Here is a 17,161-nt window from a genome sequence, read left to right on the forward strand (position 1 = left end):
GCATGATGAGAATCACCGACGCCATCGTCCTCGATGACCGCGACATCGATGAACGGTTCGTCCGCGCGTCGGGTCCCGGCGGCCAGAACGTCAACAAGGTCGCGACCGCGGTCGAACTTCGATTCGACATCCGCGCCTCCTCGCTTCCCGACGAAGTGAAGGCGCGCCTGACGGTGCTCGGCGGCAGGCGTGTGTCTGCCGACGGCGTCCTGCTGATCGACAGCCGCGAGCATCGGACCCAGGCGCAGAACCGCGAGGCTGCGCGGCTCCGCCTGATCGGACTCGTCGGGCGCGCCGCGAAGCGTCCGCGCACGCGGACACCGACCCGGCCGACCCGGGCCGCGAAGGAGAGACGGCTGGCTTCCAAGAAGCGACGCGGCGCGGTCAAGGGCCTGCGCAGGCGGGACGATGAAGGGTGACGGGCGGAACGAATCTTCCTGACAGGAGCGTTGCCATGAAGCATCTTCGACGCGTGGTCCTGGTTCTGATCGGCGTTTGGCTGTGCACGCTCGGCGTCCACACCCAGCAACCGCAGGCGCCACCGGCCGAGGCCGCGAAGCCCACGCTGTATCTCGTCTCCAACTCGCACCTCGACACGCAGTGGAACTGGACGGTCCAGGACACCATTCGCGAGCTGGTGCCCGCCAGCTTCTACGACAACTTCAAGCTGTTCGAGCGGTTCCCGCACTACGTGTTCAACTTCGAGGGCGCCATCCACTACATGTGGTTCAAGGAGTATCACCCGGACGCCTGGCCCACGCTGCAGAAGTACGTCGCCGACGGGCGCTGGAAGCTGTCGGGATCGTGGATCAACGCGGTGGACACCAACGTCCCGTCGCCCGAGGCGCTCATGCGGCAGGCGCTCTACGGCAAGCGGTTCTACCGCCAGGAGTTCAACAAGGTCAGCCAGGATATCTACCTGCCCGACTGCTTTGGCTTCGGCTTCGCGCTGCCCTCGATCGGCGCCCACTCCGGCTTGAAGGCGTTCTCGACCCAGAAGCTGACATGGGGCGCCGCCAAGCCCACGCCGTTTGCCATCGGCTGGTGGAAGGGCGTGGACGGCAACGGCCTGGTCGCCTCGATCAGGCCCGGCGACTACGTCAAAGCCGTCACGACGGACATCTCGACGGACCCGAAGTGGAACAGCGATCTGACGACGCTCGGCGACGGCGCGAAGGTGTCGTTCAAGTACTTCGGCGTCGGTGATCAGGGTGGTGCGCCGGATGCGGCATCGGTGGAATGGGTCGAGCGCGCGATCGCCAACACGCGGGGCGCCGTTCAGGTGCGCAACGTGTCGGCCGATCAGCTCTCGCGCGATCTGACCGACGTCCAGCGCGCCTCACTGCCGACCTACGAGGGGGAACTGCTGCTGAAGACCCACGGCGTCGGCTGCTACACATCGCAGGCGGCGATGAAGACGTGGAATCGCCGCAACGAACTGCTCGCTGACGCGGCCGAGCGTGCCAGCCTCGCCGCCGAGTGGCTGGGCGGACCGGCGTATCCGCGCGATCGCCTGCGGACGGCCTGGACGCGGTTCCTGTGGCACCAGTTCCACGACGATCTCACGGGCACCAGCATTCCGCAGGCCTATCAGTTCTCCTGGAACGACGAGCTGATCTCGCTCAACCAGTTCGCGTCGATCCTCACCGGTGCCGCCGCGTCGGTTGCCAGCGGCCTCGACACCCGGTCGGCAGCGGTCGACGCCCCGGCGACGTCCTCGAGCGGTATCCCGCTCGTCGTCTACAACCCGCTCGCCTTCGCGAGGAAGGACGTGGTCGAGGCGACGGTGCAAATCGCGGGCGCCCCGCTCGCGGCTGTTCGCGTGATCGACCTCGCCTCGGGCCAGGACGTGCCCGCGCAGGTGCTGTCGAGCGCCGCGGGATCAGCGCGCGTCCTGTTCCTCGCCGAGATGTCGCCCGTCAGCTTCAAGGTATTCGAGGCGCGTCGGGCCGCAAAGACCGCGGAGTCGCCCACTCTCAAGGTCGGCGCCACGACACTCGAGAACTCGCGCTATGCGGTGAAGCTCGACGCCAACGGCGACGTTTCATCGATCACCGACAAGGAGTCCGGCACGGAACTGCTGAAGGGGCCGTCACGCCTCGAGTTGTTCGACAACCCTTCGTTCCGGTGGCCGGCCTGGGAGATTCTGTGGGACACGGTCAGCAAGCCGCCGCGCGAGTTCGCCAAGTCGCCAACGGTGCGCATCGTCGAGCGAGGCCCGGCCCGGGTCGCGATCGAGGTCACGCGCAAGGCGGCCGGTTCGACGTTCATCCAGCAGATTCGCCTCGCCGAGGGCGGCGACCGCGTGGACTTCGACACGCGCGTGGACTGGCGGTCGGCCGGCACGCTGCTCAAAGCCTCGTTCCCGCTGGCCGCCACGAACCCGAACGCGACCTACGACCTCGGCCTCGGCACGTTCGAACGAGGGAACGCAACCGCCGGCCTCTACGAGGTGCCGGCGCAGCAGTGGGCTGACCTGACCGACGCGAGCGGGCGGTTCGGCGTGGCGATCCTGAACGACGCCAAATACGGCTGGGACAAGCCGACCGACAATGAGCTGCGCCTCACGCTCATCCACACCCCGATGCCGGGCAAGAACTACGTCTACCAGAGCAGCAACGACATCGGGCACCACCACTTCACCTATTCGGTGGCCGGGCACTCGGCCGGCTGGCGCGAAGGACGCGTGCCACTGCGCGCGGCTCGGCTGAACCAGCCGCTCGTCGCGTTCCAGACCGCGCCCCACGCGGGGCCGCTCGGACGGACCGCCGGGCTCCTCGACATGCCCGACGTGAAGGGCCAGGTCGCCGTCCGCGCGTTCAAGAAAGCGGAGGACACGGACGAGATCGTCCTGCGGGTCCAGGAACTGTACGGCCGCCCCGTGTCAGGTCTCGAGATTGGACTGCCCGCCGGCATCCAGCAGGCACGCGAGATCAACGGAGCCGAGGAGAAGGTCGGCCCTGCCACGGTCAGCGGCGGCAAGCTCGTCGTCAACTTGAAGCCGTATCAGCCCCGGACGTTTGCGCTGACGCCGAAGCCGTCGTCGGCCCGGGTGCCGGCCATCGCCAGCGCCGCGCTCGAACTCCCGTTCAACGTCGATGGCATTTCCACGGAGGCCAAGCGGGCGGACGGGGACTTCGACGGTCACGGCCGCACGTACCCGGCCGAGCAGATGCCTGAGCTGCTCCAGCTCAATGGCGTGACGTTCAAGCTCGGTCCTACGGCCCCAGGCGCGCCGAACACCGTCGCCACCAAGGGCCAGAAGATTTCGCTCCCCGCCGGCAGCTACAACCGGCTTTATCTCGTCGCGTCTGCGGTGGACGGCGATGCGAAGGGTACGGTTACGATCGAACGCAAGGGCGGTTCGCCGGTCCGGGTGCCTCTCAGCGTCCAGGACTGGGCCGGAGCCATCGGACAGTGGGACAGCCGGCTTCGCGACGACCGCATGCTGCGCGAGGTTTTCGTGCCCAGCATCTCGGACGACCAGTCGTGGCCGCTGGCGACCATCGAGTCGCAAATGCTGGCGAAGTTCCTGCCGCCGGCCAGGCCGGCGGACAAACCGGGTGCACCAGCCGGTGGCGCGCCGGGCGCGCCGACCGCAGCGCCAGGCAAGGTGGTGGGACTCGAGCGGATCCGGCCCGGCTACGTCAAGCGCGACGATGTGGCGTGGGTGGCCACTCATCGACACACGCCCGACGGCAACGAGCCGTACATCTTCGGCTACCTGTTCGCGTACGCGATCGATCTGCCGGCCGGTGCCACGGCCGTGGTGCTGCCCGAGAACACCCGGATCCGCATCTTCGCGGCGAGCGTGGCCAGCGACCCGGCGCCCGGCACGCGGCCAGCGGGACCTCTCTACGCGCAGGACCTGGCGTCGCCGGTCCCGGCGGCTGCGCCCGCCGCGAAGCCGGCCACCGCGAACGAGAAGCCGGCCCCGACGGCCGCGAAGCCCGATGCCGTCAAGCAGGATTGAGAACAGGAGGGACGCGTCGCGCTGAGGTCTACTTCCCTCTCGAATCCAACTCGTCCCACCGCGCGTAGGCGGTGTGAAGTTCGTGGTGCAGCGCCTCGAGGCGTGCGAGCGTGTTACGGATGTCGTCGGCGGGCTCCTTGTAGAACTCCGGACCCGCCACGACATCGCTCAGTTGCAGCTGCTCGGCCTCGAGCGTCTCGATTTGGGCAGGCAACTGCTCCAGCTCACGCTGTTCGTTGTAGGACAGGCGTCTCCTGGCCGGCGTGATCCCGTCGCCTGCCGTGGGAGCGGTCACCACCGCCGATGCCGGCGCGCGGGAGGCCGCCGTCCTCGCGGCCAGGGCCGCCGCCGCATCGATCCTCGCTCTCGTCGCCTGCCAATCCGCATACCCTCCCACGAACTCCTGGATCCGTCCGGCGCCCTCGAACACGAGCGTGCTGGTGACCACGTTGTCGAGGAACGCGCGGTCGTGGCTGACGAGCAGCAGCGTCCCCTGCCACTCCGTCAGGTGAGCCTCGAGCAGTTCCAGCGTCTCGAGGTCGAGATCGTTGGTCGGCTCGTCCAGGACGAGCACGTTGGCCGGGCGGGTGAACAGGCGCGCCAGCAGCAGGCGATTGCGCTCCCCGCCCGAGAGCGCCTTCACGGGGGACCGCGCCCGCTCGACCGGAAAGAGGAAGTCCCGGAGGTACCCGTGCACGTGCTTCGGCCGGCCGTGAACCATGACCGTCTCGTTGCCGTCGCCAATCGTGTCGAATACCGTCCGCTCGGGATCGAGCTGCTCGCGCTGCTGGTCGTAGTACGCCACCTGCACGTTCGCGCCGCGGCGCACCTCGCCGCAATCCGGCGGGAGTTCACCGAGCAGCAAGCGCAGCAGCGTCGTCTTGCCAATCCCGTTCGGCCCGATCAAGCCGACGCGATCGCCGCGCATGACGCGAACCCCGAAGTCGTGAACGACCTTGGCGCCCCCCAACGACTTGGAGACGTGCTCCGCCTCGAAGACCATCTTGCCCGGCGGATCCGCCTGCTCGGCGTCGAGGCGGACGCTGCCGAGTTGCGAGCGTCGGGCCGCACGTTCCTCCCGCATCCTCGTCAGGGCTCGCACGCGCCCTTCGTTCCGCGTCCGGCGGGCCTTGACGCCCTGCCGAAGCCAGGCTTCTTCCTCGGCGAGGCGCTTGTCGAACTTCTCCTGCTGTAGCGTCTCGTTGGCCAGCCACTCCTCCTTCTTCCGCAGGAAGGTGGCGTAGTCACCGGGCCAGGACGTGAGGCGCCCGCGATCGAGCTCGAGGATCCGGGTCGCGACGCGCTGGAGAAAGGCGCGGTCGTGCGTCACGAACAGCACCGCGCCGGGGTATTCGCTGAGGAAATCCTCCAGCCACGTGATGGCGGCGATGTCGAGGTGGTTGGTCGGCTCGTCGAGCAGCAACACGTCGGGCTGCGACACCAGCGCCCGCGCCAGCAGGGCGCGCCGCCGCCACCCCCCGGACAGCGTGTCCACCAGGACCTCGGACGGAAGAGAGAGGCGGGAGAGAACCAGTTCGACGCGTTGTTCGAGGCGCCAACCGTCGCGCTCCTCGAGTTCGTGCTGCAGCCGACCCATGCGGTCGAGCAGCGCCGGCGTGGCCGCCTCGGCGACGCCAACCGCCGCGTGATGATACGCAGCCACGAGTTCGCTCAGGTCACCCAAGCCGTCGGCGACGACATCGAACACCGGACGAACGTCGGCGAGGCTCGCGTCCTGTTCGAGCCGTGCCGTGCGCAGGCCGGCCTGCTTCCAGGCCGTTCCCCCGTCCGGGAGCACCTCGCCGGCCACGATTTGCAGGAGCGTGGATTTGCCGGTACCGTTCCGGCCGATCAGACAGACGCGTTCGCCGGCGTCTATCTGCAGATCGACGTGATCGAGCAGTGGGAGATGACCGAACGCGATGGAAACCTGGTCGAGCACGACGAGCGCCATCTGTGGAACGTACCACGACAACGTCATCGAGGTCGAGGCGCCCGCCGCGGACGGGGTGACCGTCCCTGACCGCGCTACTTGCGCGCGAGGACGTGCATTTCGCTTCCGGCGAGCAGGAGGGCACCGACGCCGTAGACCTCAGTCGTCTCCGCGGAGGTCGCCCCCGGCTTGTCGCCGATCCGCTGCACCCAGCCCAGCCTGCCGTCCGGCTGCACGGCGCGCACGAGGGCAGCCCATCCCTTTCGGATGTGCGGGTCATAGGTCGCGCGATCGAGGAGGCCCCGGTTCACGCCCCAGGCCAGCGCGTAGACGAAGAACCCAGACCCGCTGGTCTCGGGGTTCGGCAGGCTGCCCGGATCGAGCAGGCTCGCGCGCCAGTACCCATCCTCGCCTTGCAGCGCGGCAACCCTCGCCGCCATCTCCTTGAAGAGCGTGATCGCGCGACCACGATCCGCACGGTCCGTGGGCATGTCGTCGATCAGGCGAGCCAGCCCCGCGATCACCCACCCGTTGCCGCGGCTCCAGAACACCTTCTTCCCATTCGGCTCGCGCTGTTCGAAGAATCGGCTGTCGCGGAAATAGAGGCGCTCGTCCTTGTCGTAGAGGTACTCGGTCGTCTTCCACCACAGGCGGGTGGCAAGGTCCAGGTACTTGCGGTCGCCGGTCGCTGCCGTGACGGCTGAGAGCGCGGGAGGTCCCATGAACAGCGCGTCGCACCACGCCAGTTCGCGCGTCTCGATCGCATTGCCCCAGGCGAGCGGCTCGTCGTAGGGGCGTGTCACGAGATAGTTGAAGAGGGCCAGCGACGGTCTGAGGAGCTTCGGGTCCTTGTCGATCTGCGCCAGCCCCGCATACGTCGCAATCACGGCGTAGTCGTCGGCATGCCCGGGCCGCAGCCCGGGTCGCCAGGCATTCTTCTCCCCCATGGTCCGCATCGCCGCCAGGTACTTGGGATCGTCGCTGACCCTGGCGAGAGCCATCACGCCGGTATAGAAGGCCGCCTGCGTCCAGTCCCACGCGTCGTGCGCGGACGGGTGCGACAGTTGCCAGTCCGCGGCTCCGGTCATGACACCCAGGATTGCCGCCGGTTCGACGGCTGCGCTGAACCGCGCAGGCGCTGCCGCCGCCACCGGCGCTTGCGGCGCCGCGTGGACCGCGCCGGAACAGGTGATCAGGATCAAGCCGACCAAGCCGATCGCCGAACGTGCCATCGACGCGCCTCCATTGGTTCGAGCCACCCTCGCATGCCCGGCCCCTCTGCGCCACGCCTGTTCCCGGGCCGCTCCGCCTCTACTTCTACGTCGTCAACGCGCCCGCCACGAACGGATCGAGGTGACGCCGGAAGTGAACTTCGAGGTACCTCGAGTACACCTCCGGGTTCCGATCGATGGCCGCCATGAATCGATCGTAGAAGCGCCGTGCACCGTCAGCCGTGATCGCCGTGAGCACCGAGCCGAACGTCACGTGGAAGATCTGGCGGGCGTCGAACTGGTCCACGAGCGCGGGCAGATCGGCCGCGGGCACGGCATCGCCGATCGGCGCGCGATCGAGCCTGGCCGAGACGTGATAGGTTGCCCGGTCCGCGTCGTAGTGATCGCGGGCGAACGCGTACACCTCGCGGAACAGCTCGGGGTCGAGCGCAGCAATCGTGCGGAGCGCCTCCAGGTAGCTGGTGCCGGCCGTCTTCAGGTGGACGTATCCACCGCAGCGGCGCGCGACGATTGGGTAGATCTTGAACTTGTCGGACCCGGAATGGAGGCTCAGCTTGTACGGGCCCAGGGTCCGGGCAATCGCCGCATGAACGGCGATATCGTGATCGAAGGCGGCGAGATCACCGATGTAGTCCACACCCTTCTCGAATCGTCCGACATAGCGCGGCGCCAGCCCGACCCACGACACGCCCAGCCGCTTCAGTTCCGACGCGACGTAGTAGTGCTCGGCGTGCGTGGTCGGCGTGTCCGTTTCATCCACCGACACCTCGAGCTCGAACGCTCCCACCCCCGCCTTCTGGACGAGATGGCGAAACATCGCCACGACGTGCGCGACGGCCGCTCCGTATTTCACGGCCGCCCGCCCGAGCGATACCTCGTCGAAGCGAATCGTCTCATCCTCGACCTCGAAGACCCGTCCGACGTAGCGCCGCAGAAGCGCGGTGCCGCAGTCCTCCAGCCGGTCCCACGGCAGCCGGTCGAACGCCTCGCGCAGCGCTGGCCCCGAAGCGGTGTCGGCTCCGGACTGCACGTGGTCGCCCGGATCGATCGTATAGCAGGTGAATCCAGCGGCCAGGCAGGTGTCGATGTCGAGGGTGCTCTTCAGGTGATCGGCGTCAGCGCCGTACCCGTCGCGCCAGCCCTCCTGGAACACACCCCACATGGCCTCGTCCACGACCGTCTGTGCACTGCGACCGGTCCGCACCATCTCGCGCATCGATTGCTGGGCCACCACAGGCGCAATCCGGCATCCAGTGGCGCGCACGGCGCGCAGGTGTCCGGGCGTCGCCCGCCCGATCCGATCGCCAAAGCCCGCCGACGTTCGCAGGCCGAGCGGCCTTGGACGCAGCCACGAGCAGCGCGACCGCAACGCCGCCGCGTTGCGGGCCGACAGCGGACAGACGAGCGAGGTTCGCCCCTGCCAGGTCGATGCATCGCCCTCGAACTCACTCAACCAGGGCGCCGGCCCCGACGCGAAGACCACCAGCCGGGCACCCTGTGCCTGGCGCACGAGGCCGAACTCCCCGTCCGTCCCCTTGAACACCGACGAGTGAACGACGTCGCCGCCGAGCGAGGTCAGTGCGATCATGCGATTCGGACTCCAGGAACCCAAACCCAATCTTGACACGACGGCCCGTCGCTGTTAGTGATGTCTCGTGCCAACGAATCGTTCTCTCCATGCCCGGCCCGGCCGGCCCGCTCCGCGGGACCCCCTGGCCGATTTCCACGAACCGCCGAAGGACAGCGCCAGTCGCATCGTCGACTACGTCCGCGACCTCGTGGTCCGCGGCGGCCTTCGACCGGGCGATCGTCTGCCGGCCGAACGCGAGCTGGCCATCCAACTCGGGGTCAGCCGCCCGACGATCCGTGCCGGCCTCAAGGGGCTCGCGGCCATGGGCACCGTCACCACCCGTCACGGTGCCGGCACGTTCATCAACCAGTCTCCCGTGCTTCGCAGCGAACCGCTCAACCTGCTCGCGGCGCTGCATGGTTTCACGCGCGAGGAGATGTACGAGACGCGGCGGATGCTCGAGGTCGCGGGTGCCGGTCTCGCCGCCGAACGCGGGACGCCCGCGCACATCTCGATCATCGCCGACGAGGTCACCAGCCTCTTCGCGTCGATGGAGGACCGGCGAACGTTCCTCGTCTACGACATCCGTTTCCACCGCGCGGTCGCAAACGCGTCGGGCAACCCGATTGTCGCCGCCCTCGTGGAGATGGTCTCCGCGCTGTACTACGACCAGCGCCGGACGACGGCGGAACGCGCGACCGGCCCCAATCTGAGAGACGCGGCCGAAGCCCATCGCCGCATCTATCTCGCCATCCGCGCCCGCGACGCCGAAGGGGCACGCGAGGCGATGAACGACCACCTCCAGACATCGGCCGCGTACCAGGCCGCCGAAGAGCATACTGCCCGGCAGCCCCCGCCGGATACGCCGGCACCCGCGTCCACCACCGGAGGCACGCGGCGGAGGAAGAGCTGAGCAGCCGCCCGCCGATCGGGCGGCCCGTTACCGCTGAATTCGTGCGGACCCGCCGCGCGCGAGCGCCCTCACCTGCTCGACGGTCGCCATCGTCGTGTCGCCAGGGAACGTCGTCAGCAGCGCGCCGTGCGCCCAGCCCAGTTTCACGGCGTCCTCCGGCGACTGGTTCGTCAACAGGCCGTAGAAGAACCCCGAGGCGAACCCGTCACCGCCGCCCACACGATCGAGCACGTTGAGTTCGCACGTCGGCGAGCAGTACGTCTGCCCGTTGACCCACGCCACGGCGCCCCAGCTGTGCCGATTCGTCGAGTGCACCTCACGCAGGGTGGTCGCCACGACCTTGACCTGCGGATGCTTCTTCACGACGTCCTTGATCATCGCAAAGAACGTGCTGGGATCGAGCTTCGACTTCGCCGACACTTCCGGACCGGGGATGCCGAGTCCCTTCTGCAGATCCTCCTCGTTGCCGACCAGCACATCCACGTGCTCGACGATGCGCGCCACGACGTCCACGGCGCGCTGCTGTCCCCCCCAGATATTCCAGAGCTTCTCGCGGAAGTTGAGGTCGAACGAGATCACCGCGCCGGCGGCCTTGGCAGCCTTCATCCCTTCGATGATGACCTCTCCTGTGGTTTCCGACAGGGCGGCGAAGATCCCGCCGCTGTGGAACCAGCGAACGCCACCGGCGAAGATGGACGCCCAGTCGAAATCACCGGGCTTCAGCTGCGCCGCGGCTTCGTTCGACCGGTTGTAGAACACGACGGGCGGCCGCACGCCGAAACCGCGGTCGCTGTAGACGGCGGCCATGTTGGGGCCGTTGACGCCGTTGTGCGCGAATCGCTTGTAGAACGGCCGCACGCCCATCGCCTTGACGCGCTCGGCAATCAGCGCGCCGATGGGATAGTCCACCATGGCCGTGGCGATGCCGGTCCGCAGGCCGAAGCAGTCCGAGAGGTTCGCCGCCGCGTTGAACTCGCCGCCGCTCACATGGATGTCGCAGTGCGTGGCCTTGCGGAACGGGACCAGGCCCGGGTCCAGCCGGTGAACCAGCGCCCCGAGCGACACGAAATCGAGCGCACCGTCCTTTGCGATCTCGAGACCACAAGTCATCGTCGTCGTCCTCGCTACTCTCCCGATCGCGGGCCTGAACACCCGTGCCACATTCACCCGGCGCTCACCACTCCGTGTGGAACACCCCCGATTTGTCGACACGGCGGTACGTGTGCGCACCGAAATAGTCCCGCTGCCCCTGCGTCAGGTTCGCCGGCAGGCGCTCGCTGCGGTACGCATCGAAGTACGCCAGCGACGCACTCGTCGCGAGCACCGGAATTCCCATGCCGACGGCCGTCTGGACAACGAGCCTCCACGCGGCTTGCCGTCGCATGACGGCGTCGGCGAACGCGGGGTCGATCAACAGGTTGACCAGCGTCGGATCGCGCCGGAACGCCGCCATGATGTCGCCCAGCAGACTCGCGCGGATGATGCAGCCAGCGCGCCAGATCTTCGCGATGTCCGCCGGCTTGAGGTCGTACTTGTACTCGGCCGACGCGATCCGCAGCAGCGCGAGGCCCTGCGCATACGAGGTGATCTTGCTCGCGTAGAGCGCGTCCCGCGCGGCATCGATCAACTGCTGGCGGTTCCCGGTGTACTTGGGCGACGGTCCATGGAGCACCCGGCTCGCGGCGACACGCTGCGGCTTGAGCGCCGAGATGAGCCGGCTCTCCACCGCCGCGTTGATCGTCGGAATCGCGGCACCGATGTCGAGCGCATTCTGGCTCGTCCACTTCCCCGTGCCCTTCTGCTGCGCCTCGTCGAGGATCACCTCGACGAGCGGACGGCCGGTGTCCGGGTCGGTCTTGGCGAGCACGGCCGCCGTGATCTCGACCAGGTACGACTTCAACTCGCCCTGGTTCCACTCCGCGAAGACGTCGTGCAGTTCGGCCGCCGACAGCCCGAGGCCACGCGACAGGACGTCGTAGGTCTCGGCTATCAACTGCATGTCGCCGTACTCGATCCCGTTGTGGACCATCTTCACGAAGTGGCCGGCTCCGCCCGGGCCCATGTAGTCCACGCACGGCTCGCCGTCATCGGCCTTCGCGGCGATGGCGCGGAGAATGGGCGCGAGCGCGTCCCAGGCCTCGGGCTGCCCGCCTGGCATGATGCTCGGCCCCCAGAGCGCACCCTGCTCGCCGCCAGACACGCCCGTGCCCACGTAGTTGAGGCCGTCAGCCGCCAGGGCCTTGTTCCGGCGCTCCGTGTCCAGGAAGAAGGAGTTCCCGCCGTCGATCAGGATGTCCGCCGCCTCGAGGTGGCCCTTGAGGTGAGCGATCGCGCTGTCCACGGCCGCCCCAGCCGGCACCATCAGCAGCACGCGCCGCGGCTTGTTCAGCATCGCCATCAGCCGATCCGGCGACTCCGCGATCTCGACGTTCTTGCCCGCGGCCGGCCCGGTCACGAACGCCTGCCCCTTCGCGGCGTCGAGGTCGTAGCCTGCCACGCGGAACCCGTGACGCTCCATGTTCAGCGCCAGGTTGCTCCCCATCACGCCGAGTCCGACCACCCCGATATCACACTGCATGGACCTGCTCCATGGTAGCGGGCTGCTTCACCCGGTACAACATCTCCCCGGCACGCGGTACCACCAGCACGCCTTCGTCTTCGCGCCCCGTCCAGTCCTCCAGACGGATCCCGGCCGGATCGCAATAGCCAAGGTTGATCCGCCGGCACCGTTCCTCCGGAATCCCGGTCGCGAGCGTCACCTGCACGCGCGGCGTCTCGATCCCCGTCGCCACATCGTAGCGCCCCAACCCCTTGACGTGCGTCGAGTGCGCGAGGACGCCACCAGGATACCCGGAGAACCGGTTCCACTGCCCAAGGAAGTAGTCACGGCAGTGATACCCGATCTCGTCGATGATCCGGCCGTGCGTGTAGCTCACCTCGGTGATGTGCGGCGCGTAGATGACGACTTCCCCGCCGTCGGCGACCGCGGGCTCGAGCTTGTACATGCCCTTGGCCGCCGTCCACAGATCTTCGTACATCTCCGGCATCACCGACAACACCCGGCGGTACGGGCGGTCGACGTGCACGATGTGCGTTTGCGCCGACAGTGCGGCCGCCGCACGCCACGCCGCCGGAGCGGTCCCGAAATACAGCCCGACCAGGCTCTCATGGGTCACCACGAGCGCGAAGCACGCCACGGGACGGTCGACGAGCTCGGCCGCCCGGTCGATGACGGCCCGCACGGGCGTATATCCGGCGCCGATGACGTGGTAACTGCTGATGAGCGCACCGAGCCAGTGCGTGAAGTTGATGATCTCCGGGCCGGCAATCCCTGGGAACAGGTACTTGTTGCCGCCCGAGAAGCCCACGACCTCATGAGGAAATACCGGTCCGCAGATGATGACCTGGTCGTAGTCGAAGATGAGCTTGTTGAGCGAGACGACCACGTCCCGCGCGAGGCGGCCTTCGGTCAACTCACCGATCTCCGCGGCAGGAATCGTCCCGAGCGTCGCAAACGTGAACGGGTCATCCCACCGGTGATTGAAGACCCGGCTCCGCCCGAAGCCCCCAGCCGTGACAGTCCGGCCGAACAGCCGCGTCAACTGTTCGTCGTTCATCGGCTGATGCGTGCCGAGGGCGACGAGATAGTCGAGGCGAGACACGCGCAGCCCGGCCGCCGCCTCGATCGCCTCGGTCATCAGCGGCAGCGGCATCGTGCGGGTCCCGTCCGGCACGAGAACGAGCAGACGGCGTCCGTCGAGCGGGAGCGAGTCGAGGGCTTCGCGGACGACGCGGTGCACGTCCACATCGGTCAGGTGACTGCCCGCCGTCCCAAGCCCGAAGCAGTCGGAAGTCATACGCCACTGAAGGCGGAGAAGCCGCCGTCGATCGGCAGCACGATGCCGGTGACGAACGACGAAGCCGGCGAGAGCAGCCAGAGCACGGCGCCCAACAGGTCCTCCGGCTTGCCGAATCGGTTCATCGGCGTGTGAGCGAGGATCGTCTGGCCGCGCGCGGTCAGATTCCCCGTCTCCCTGTCGGTCAGCAGGAACTCGTTCTGCCTGGTCCTCAAGAAGCCCGGGGCGATGGCATTGACGCGGATCTTCGGCGAGTACTCCTGCGCCATGTGCACGGCGAGCCACTGCGTGAAGTTGGAGACGGCGGCCTTCGCAGCCGAGTATCCGGGGATGCGTGTGAGCGGGCGGAAGGCGTTCATCGACGAGACGTTGAGAATCACCCCCTCACCGCGTTCGACCATCTGCCGGCCGAACACCTGCGACGGAAGCACGGTCCCGAGCAGGTTCAAGTCGACGATCCACCGCAGCGCGTCGGGGGGAATGTCGAAGAACGACAACTGCGGACCGGTCGTCGCCTCGGCCTTGTTCCCGCCGGCGTTGTTGATGAGCGCATCGGGCGCCCCGAAGCGGTCGGCGACCATATCGGCGACGCGGCGGAGGCTGTCGACATCGAGCACATCGCCGCCGACGGCGACCGCGCGGCACGCCGCCTCCGGCCCCATCAGATCCAGCAGCCCTTTTGCCGGATCGAGGTTGCGGTCGAGCATCACGACGTTGGCGCCGCACCCGACGAGCGCACACGCAAGCTCACCACCGATGACGCCCATCGCCCCGGTGACGATGACGGTGCGTCCCGTGAAGTCGTACTGGCGAGTCAACTCAGCCAAGTTCATAGCAGCGGACCATCCACATCAAGGCCGACACTCTGGTAATACCAGATCGGCGACGACAACCGGACATGCAACGCGCCGACTGAGAGTCTAGCTGTCGTGGCAACGCCTGTCAACGGGTCTCTTACGCGTTACATTTCAACAGTTGGCACGGATGGCCGTCGTCTGGCTCGAGCGCGAAAGCTGACCAATTGGTGTAGGCTGTACGCAGAAATGTAGGCAAATGGACGGACCATTGGAGAACGCTCCGTCGACCGCCCAGACAAGTGCCGCGCACGCTGCCTCAACTCCGGGTATGATTTCCGTCGCCCTCGCCGCGGAGACTTCCGATGCCCAATCCAGCCGGTCTGACCCGCCGGGACCTGCTCAAGTCCGCTGCCGTGGCGACTGCAGCCGCGCTCGGCTGCCCTCCGGCAGGCCTCGGAGCCGTGCAGACCGCTCCGGCCGGCGTGACGGCGATCGACCTTGCCGGCGGGCGGATCCTCGCGGGCTGGGAGCACTACCGCGGGACCCTCGGCGGCTCGTGGGAAATCTGGCGCGGCGACAAGGCCAGCGACAACGTGCCGTGGCGGACCGTGGATCTGCCGCACTGCTTCAACGCGCGCGACGCGGTGGATCCTGACACTATCTACTATCAGGGTCCCGGTTGGTATCGAACCACCATCCCGCTCGATACCGCGGCGGCACCCGGCGGTCGAACGCTGCTCGTCTTCGAAGGGGCGGGCCAGACGACCACGGTGTGGGTCCACACGCAGAAGGTCGGCAGTCATGTCGGCGGCTACGACGAGTGGCGCGTGGACCTGACTGACTGGCTCGCACGGATCCCCGCCGACTACAAGGGCGCGGTACCGGTGGCCGTGTGCTGCGACAACTCCCGCGACCTCGAGCGCATCCCGTCCGCCCTCTCGGACTTCAACCTGTACGGGGGGTTGTACCGGCACGTGCGCCTCGTCCAGGTGCCGGCGATCTCGATCGAACGCATTCACGTGGCCACCGAGGTCACGCCCGGTCAGCCGGCACGGGTGGAAGTGCGGGCGCGCCTCTACAATCCGACGGCGACACAGAGCGACCTGCGGGTGACGGTGCGCCTCACCGACCCGGGCGGCCGGCCGGTCTCGACGACGACCCGCGCGATGACGGCCTGGTCCGGCGAGCAGACGGTCGTGAAGGCAACGCTGGCCTCGCCCGCCCTCTGGTCACCGGAAAGGCCGGCGCTCTACCGCTGCGACGTCACCATCGAGAGCGAGCACGGCACGACGACCGCACAGGAAGCGTTCGGCCTGCGATTCGCCGACTGGGTCGAGCGCGGCCCGTTCCGCCTGAATGGCGAGCGCCTGCTGCTGCGCGGTACACAGCGTCACGAGGACCACGCAGGCCTTGGCGCCGCGCTCACCGACGATCTCGTCCGCCGCGAGCTCCGGATGATCAAGCACATGGGCGCCAACTTCATCCGGCTCGGCCACTACCAGCAGTCGCGGCTCGCGCTGCAGCTCTGCGACGAACTGGGCTTGCTCGTCTGGGAGGAGGTACCGTGGTGCCGGGGCGGCGTCGGCGGCGAGCGATATCGGACGCAGGCCCGTGACATGCTCCGCGCGATGATCGATCTGCACTTCAACCATCCGTCGGTCATCTTGTGGGGGCTCGGCAACGAGAACGACTGGCCCGGCGACTTCGAGACGTTCGATCAGGCCGCCATTCAGTCTTTCATGCGCGAGCTGAACGACCTGGCGCACCAGCTCGACCCGTCGCGCAAGACCGCCATTCGTCGCTGCGACTTCTGCAAGGACATTCCCGACGTCTACTCGCCGTCGATCTGGGCCGGCTGGTATCGCGGCCGCTACACGGAATACAAACCGTCGAGCGAAGAGGAGATGAAGCGGGTCAGGCACTTCTTCCACGCCGAATGGGGCGGCGACAGCCACGCCGGCCGGCACTCGGAGGATCCGGACCGCGTGCTGGCGCGCATCGGCACGGGCCTGGGCACCGACGAACGCGGCCTCGACTATCTCCTCACCGGCGGCCAGACGCGCGCCTCACGCGATGGCGACTGGTCCGAGACCTACATCTGCAATCTCTTCGACTGGCACCTCAAGGAACAGGAGACGATGCCGTGGCTGACGGGCGCGGCGCAGTGGATCTTCAAGGACTTCTCCACGCCGCTGCGGGGCGAGAACCCGGTTCCACGCATGAACCAGAAGGGACTCGTCGAGCGCGACCTGACGCCCAAGGAGGGCTACTACGTCTTCCAGTCCTACTGGGCGGCCGCGCCGATGGTCCACATCTACGGGCATTCGTGGCCCGTGCGATGGGGCGAGCCCGACGAGCAGAAGTTCGTCAAGGTCTATTCGAACTGCGAACAGGTGGAGCTGTTCGTCAACGGCGTGTCGGCCGGCATCCGGACGCGCAACAGCCAGGACTTCCCCGCTGCCGGCTTGCGGTGGCTCGTGCGGCTGCGTGAAGGCGACAACGTGCTTCGGGCCGTCGCGGCCGGTCGCGGCGCTCCACCCGTCAGCGACGAGATCCGTACGACGTACCAGACCGCGCGGTGGGGCGCCCCGGCGCGCCTCACGCTCGCCGAGGGCGCGCGTGACGGCGAGACGGTGCGCGTCGAGACCTCTCTGCAGGACGCCCACGGCGTGGTCTGCCTCGACAGCCGTGCCGTCGTGCGGTTCGGTCTCGCCGGCAGCGGGCGCCTGCTCGACAACCTCGGTACCGTGGGCGGGTCGCGGGTGGTCGAGTTGACGAACGGCCGCGGCCGCATCTCGCTCGTGCGCGCGGGCGGACCGTCCACCATCAGCGTGTCGGCGAAGGGTGTGCCGACGACGTTCCTGCTCGTGCCATGAGGAGCCGCAC

Annotated in this window: 11 protein-coding genes; 4 read left to right on the forward strand and 7 right to left on the reverse strand. The window is 67.9% G+C overall.

Features of this window, described 5'->3' with window-relative positions:
* The first annotated feature begins 2 nt into the window (after nucleotides 1–2).
* Both arfB and VGK32_02860 read left to right on the forward strand, forming a co-directional pair.
* Nucleotides 3–419, forward strand: a complete 417-nt coding sequence (gene arfB, locus VGK32_02855) for an alternative ribosome rescue aminoacyl-tRNA hydrolase ArfB (GenBank protein HEY3380677.1) — start codon at nucleotides 3–5, stop codon at nucleotides 417–419.
* A 35-nt stretch (nucleotides 420–454) separates the two neighbouring features.
* Nucleotides 455–3,973, forward strand: coding sequence for a glycoside hydrolase family 38 C-terminal domain-containing protein (locus VGK32_02860; GenBank protein HEY3380678.1), 3,519 nt, complete (start codon nucleotides 455–457; stop codon nucleotides 3,971–3,973).
* A 28-nt stretch (nucleotides 3,974–4,001) separates the two neighbouring features.
* Here VGK32_02860 and VGK32_02865 read toward each other — a convergent pair whose 3' ends face one another.
* From VGK32_02865 to VGK32_02875, 3 genes are all read right to left on the reverse strand, one after another.
* Entirely contained in the window at nucleotides 4,002–5,954 is a 1,953-nt protein-coding gene (locus VGK32_02865) for an ATP-binding cassette domain-containing protein (GenBank protein HEY3380679.1), read from the reverse strand.
* A 47-nt stretch (nucleotides 5,955–6,001) separates the two neighbouring features.
* Entirely contained in the window at nucleotides 6,002–7,138 is a 1,137-nt protein-coding gene (locus VGK32_02870; GenBank protein ID HEY3380680.1) for a glycoside hydrolase family 88 protein, read from the reverse strand.
* 85 nt (nucleotides 7,139–7,223) lie between these two features.
* Entirely contained in the window at nucleotides 7,224–8,726 is a 1,503-nt protein-coding gene (locus VGK32_02875) for a tagaturonate epimerase family protein (GenBank protein ID HEY3380681.1), read from the reverse strand.
* A gap of 67 nt (nucleotides 8,727–8,793) precedes the next feature.
* On the opposite strand from VGK32_02875, the gene VGK32_02880 reads away from it, so the two are divergent.
* Nucleotides 8,794–9,621 (forward strand): FadR/GntR family transcriptional regulator, encoded by an 828-nt coding sequence (locus VGK32_02880; GenBank protein ID HEY3380682.1) that lies wholly within the window; start codon nucleotides 8,794–8,796, stop codon nucleotides 9,619–9,621.
* 27 nt (nucleotides 9,622–9,648) lie between these two features.
* Here VGK32_02880 and VGK32_02885 read toward each other — a convergent pair whose 3' ends face one another.
* From VGK32_02885 to VGK32_02900, 4 genes are all read right to left on the reverse strand, one after another.
* Nucleotides 9,649–10,731, reverse strand: a complete 1,083-nt coding sequence (locus VGK32_02885; GenBank protein HEY3380683.1) for a sugar kinase — start codon at nucleotides 10,729–10,731, stop codon at nucleotides 9,649–9,651.
* Between the two features lie 64 nt (nucleotides 10,732–10,795).
* Nucleotides 10,796–12,199 carry an NADP-dependent phosphogluconate dehydrogenase gene (gndA, locus tag VGK32_02890; protein ID HEY3380684.1) on the reverse strand — a complete coding sequence of 468 codons (1,404 nt, stop codon included), beginning with the start codon at nucleotides 12,197–12,199 and terminating at the stop codon, nucleotides 10,796–10,798.
* Entirely contained in the window at nucleotides 12,189–13,478 is a 1,290-nt protein-coding gene (locus VGK32_02895) for a lactate racemase domain-containing protein (GenBank protein ID HEY3380685.1), read from the reverse strand. The genes gndA and VGK32_02895 overlap by 11 nt, the downstream gene beginning before the upstream one ends.
* Nucleotides 13,475–14,311, reverse strand: a complete 837-nt coding sequence (locus tag VGK32_02900) for an SDR family oxidoreductase (GenBank protein ID HEY3380686.1) — start codon at nucleotides 14,309–14,311, stop codon at nucleotides 13,475–13,477. The genes VGK32_02895 and VGK32_02900 overlap by 4 nt, the downstream gene beginning before the upstream one ends.
* Before the next feature lie 326 nt (nucleotides 14,312–14,637).
* Between VGK32_02900 and VGK32_02905 the strand changes: the two genes are divergently transcribed.
* Nucleotides 14,638–17,151, forward strand: coding sequence for a glycoside hydrolase family 2 TIM barrel-domain containing protein (locus VGK32_02905; protein HEY3380687.1), 2,514 nt, complete (start codon nucleotides 14,638–14,640; stop codon nucleotides 17,149–17,151).
* The last annotated feature ends 10 nt before the right edge of the window (nucleotides 17,152–17,161 follow it).

The organism is Vicinamibacterales bacterium, assembly GCA_036504215.1.
Lineage (GTDB): Bacteria > Acidobacteriota > Vicinamibacteria > Vicinamibacterales > Fen-181 > FEN-299.

Excerpts from the sequence above, each read along its gene's own strand:
- VGK32_02865 (HEY3380679.1), bottom strand. The coding sequence starts at position 5,954 with ATGACGTTGTCGTGGTACGTTCCACAGATGGCGCTCGTCGTGCTCGAC.
- gndA (HEY3380684.1), bottom strand. The coding sequence starts at position 12,199 with ATGCAGTGTGATATCGGGGTGGTCGGACTCGGCGTGATGGGGAGCAAC.
- VGK32_02870 (HEY3380680.1), bottom strand. The coding sequence starts at position 7,138 with ATGGCACGTTCGGCGATCGGCTTGGTCGGCTTGATCCTGATCACCTGT.
- arfB (HEY3380677.1), top strand. The coding sequence starts at position 3 with ATGATGAGAATCACCGACGCCATCGTCCTCGATGACCGCGACATCGAT.
- VGK32_02895 (HEY3380685.1), bottom strand. The coding sequence starts at position 13,478 with ATGACTTCCGACTGCTTCGGGCTTGGGACGGCGGGCAGTCACCTGACC.
- VGK32_02905 (HEY3380687.1), top strand. The coding sequence starts at position 14,638 with ATGCCCAATCCAGCCGGTCTGACCCGCCGGGACCTGCTCAAGTCCGCT.
- VGK32_02860 (HEY3380678.1), top strand. The coding sequence starts at position 455 with ATGAAGCATCTTCGACGCGTGGTCCTGGTTCTGATCGGCGTTTGGCTG.
- VGK32_02885 (HEY3380683.1), bottom strand. The coding sequence starts at position 10,731 with ATGACTTGTGGTCTCGAGATCGCAAAGGACGGTGCGCTCGATTTCGTG.
- VGK32_02875 (HEY3380681.1), bottom strand. The coding sequence starts at position 8,726 with ATGATCGCACTGACCTCGCTCGGCGGCGACGTCGTTCACTCGTCGGTG.
- VGK32_02900 (HEY3380686.1), bottom strand. The coding sequence starts at position 14,311 with ATGAACTTGGCTGAGTTGACTCGCCAGTACGACTTCACGGGACGCACC.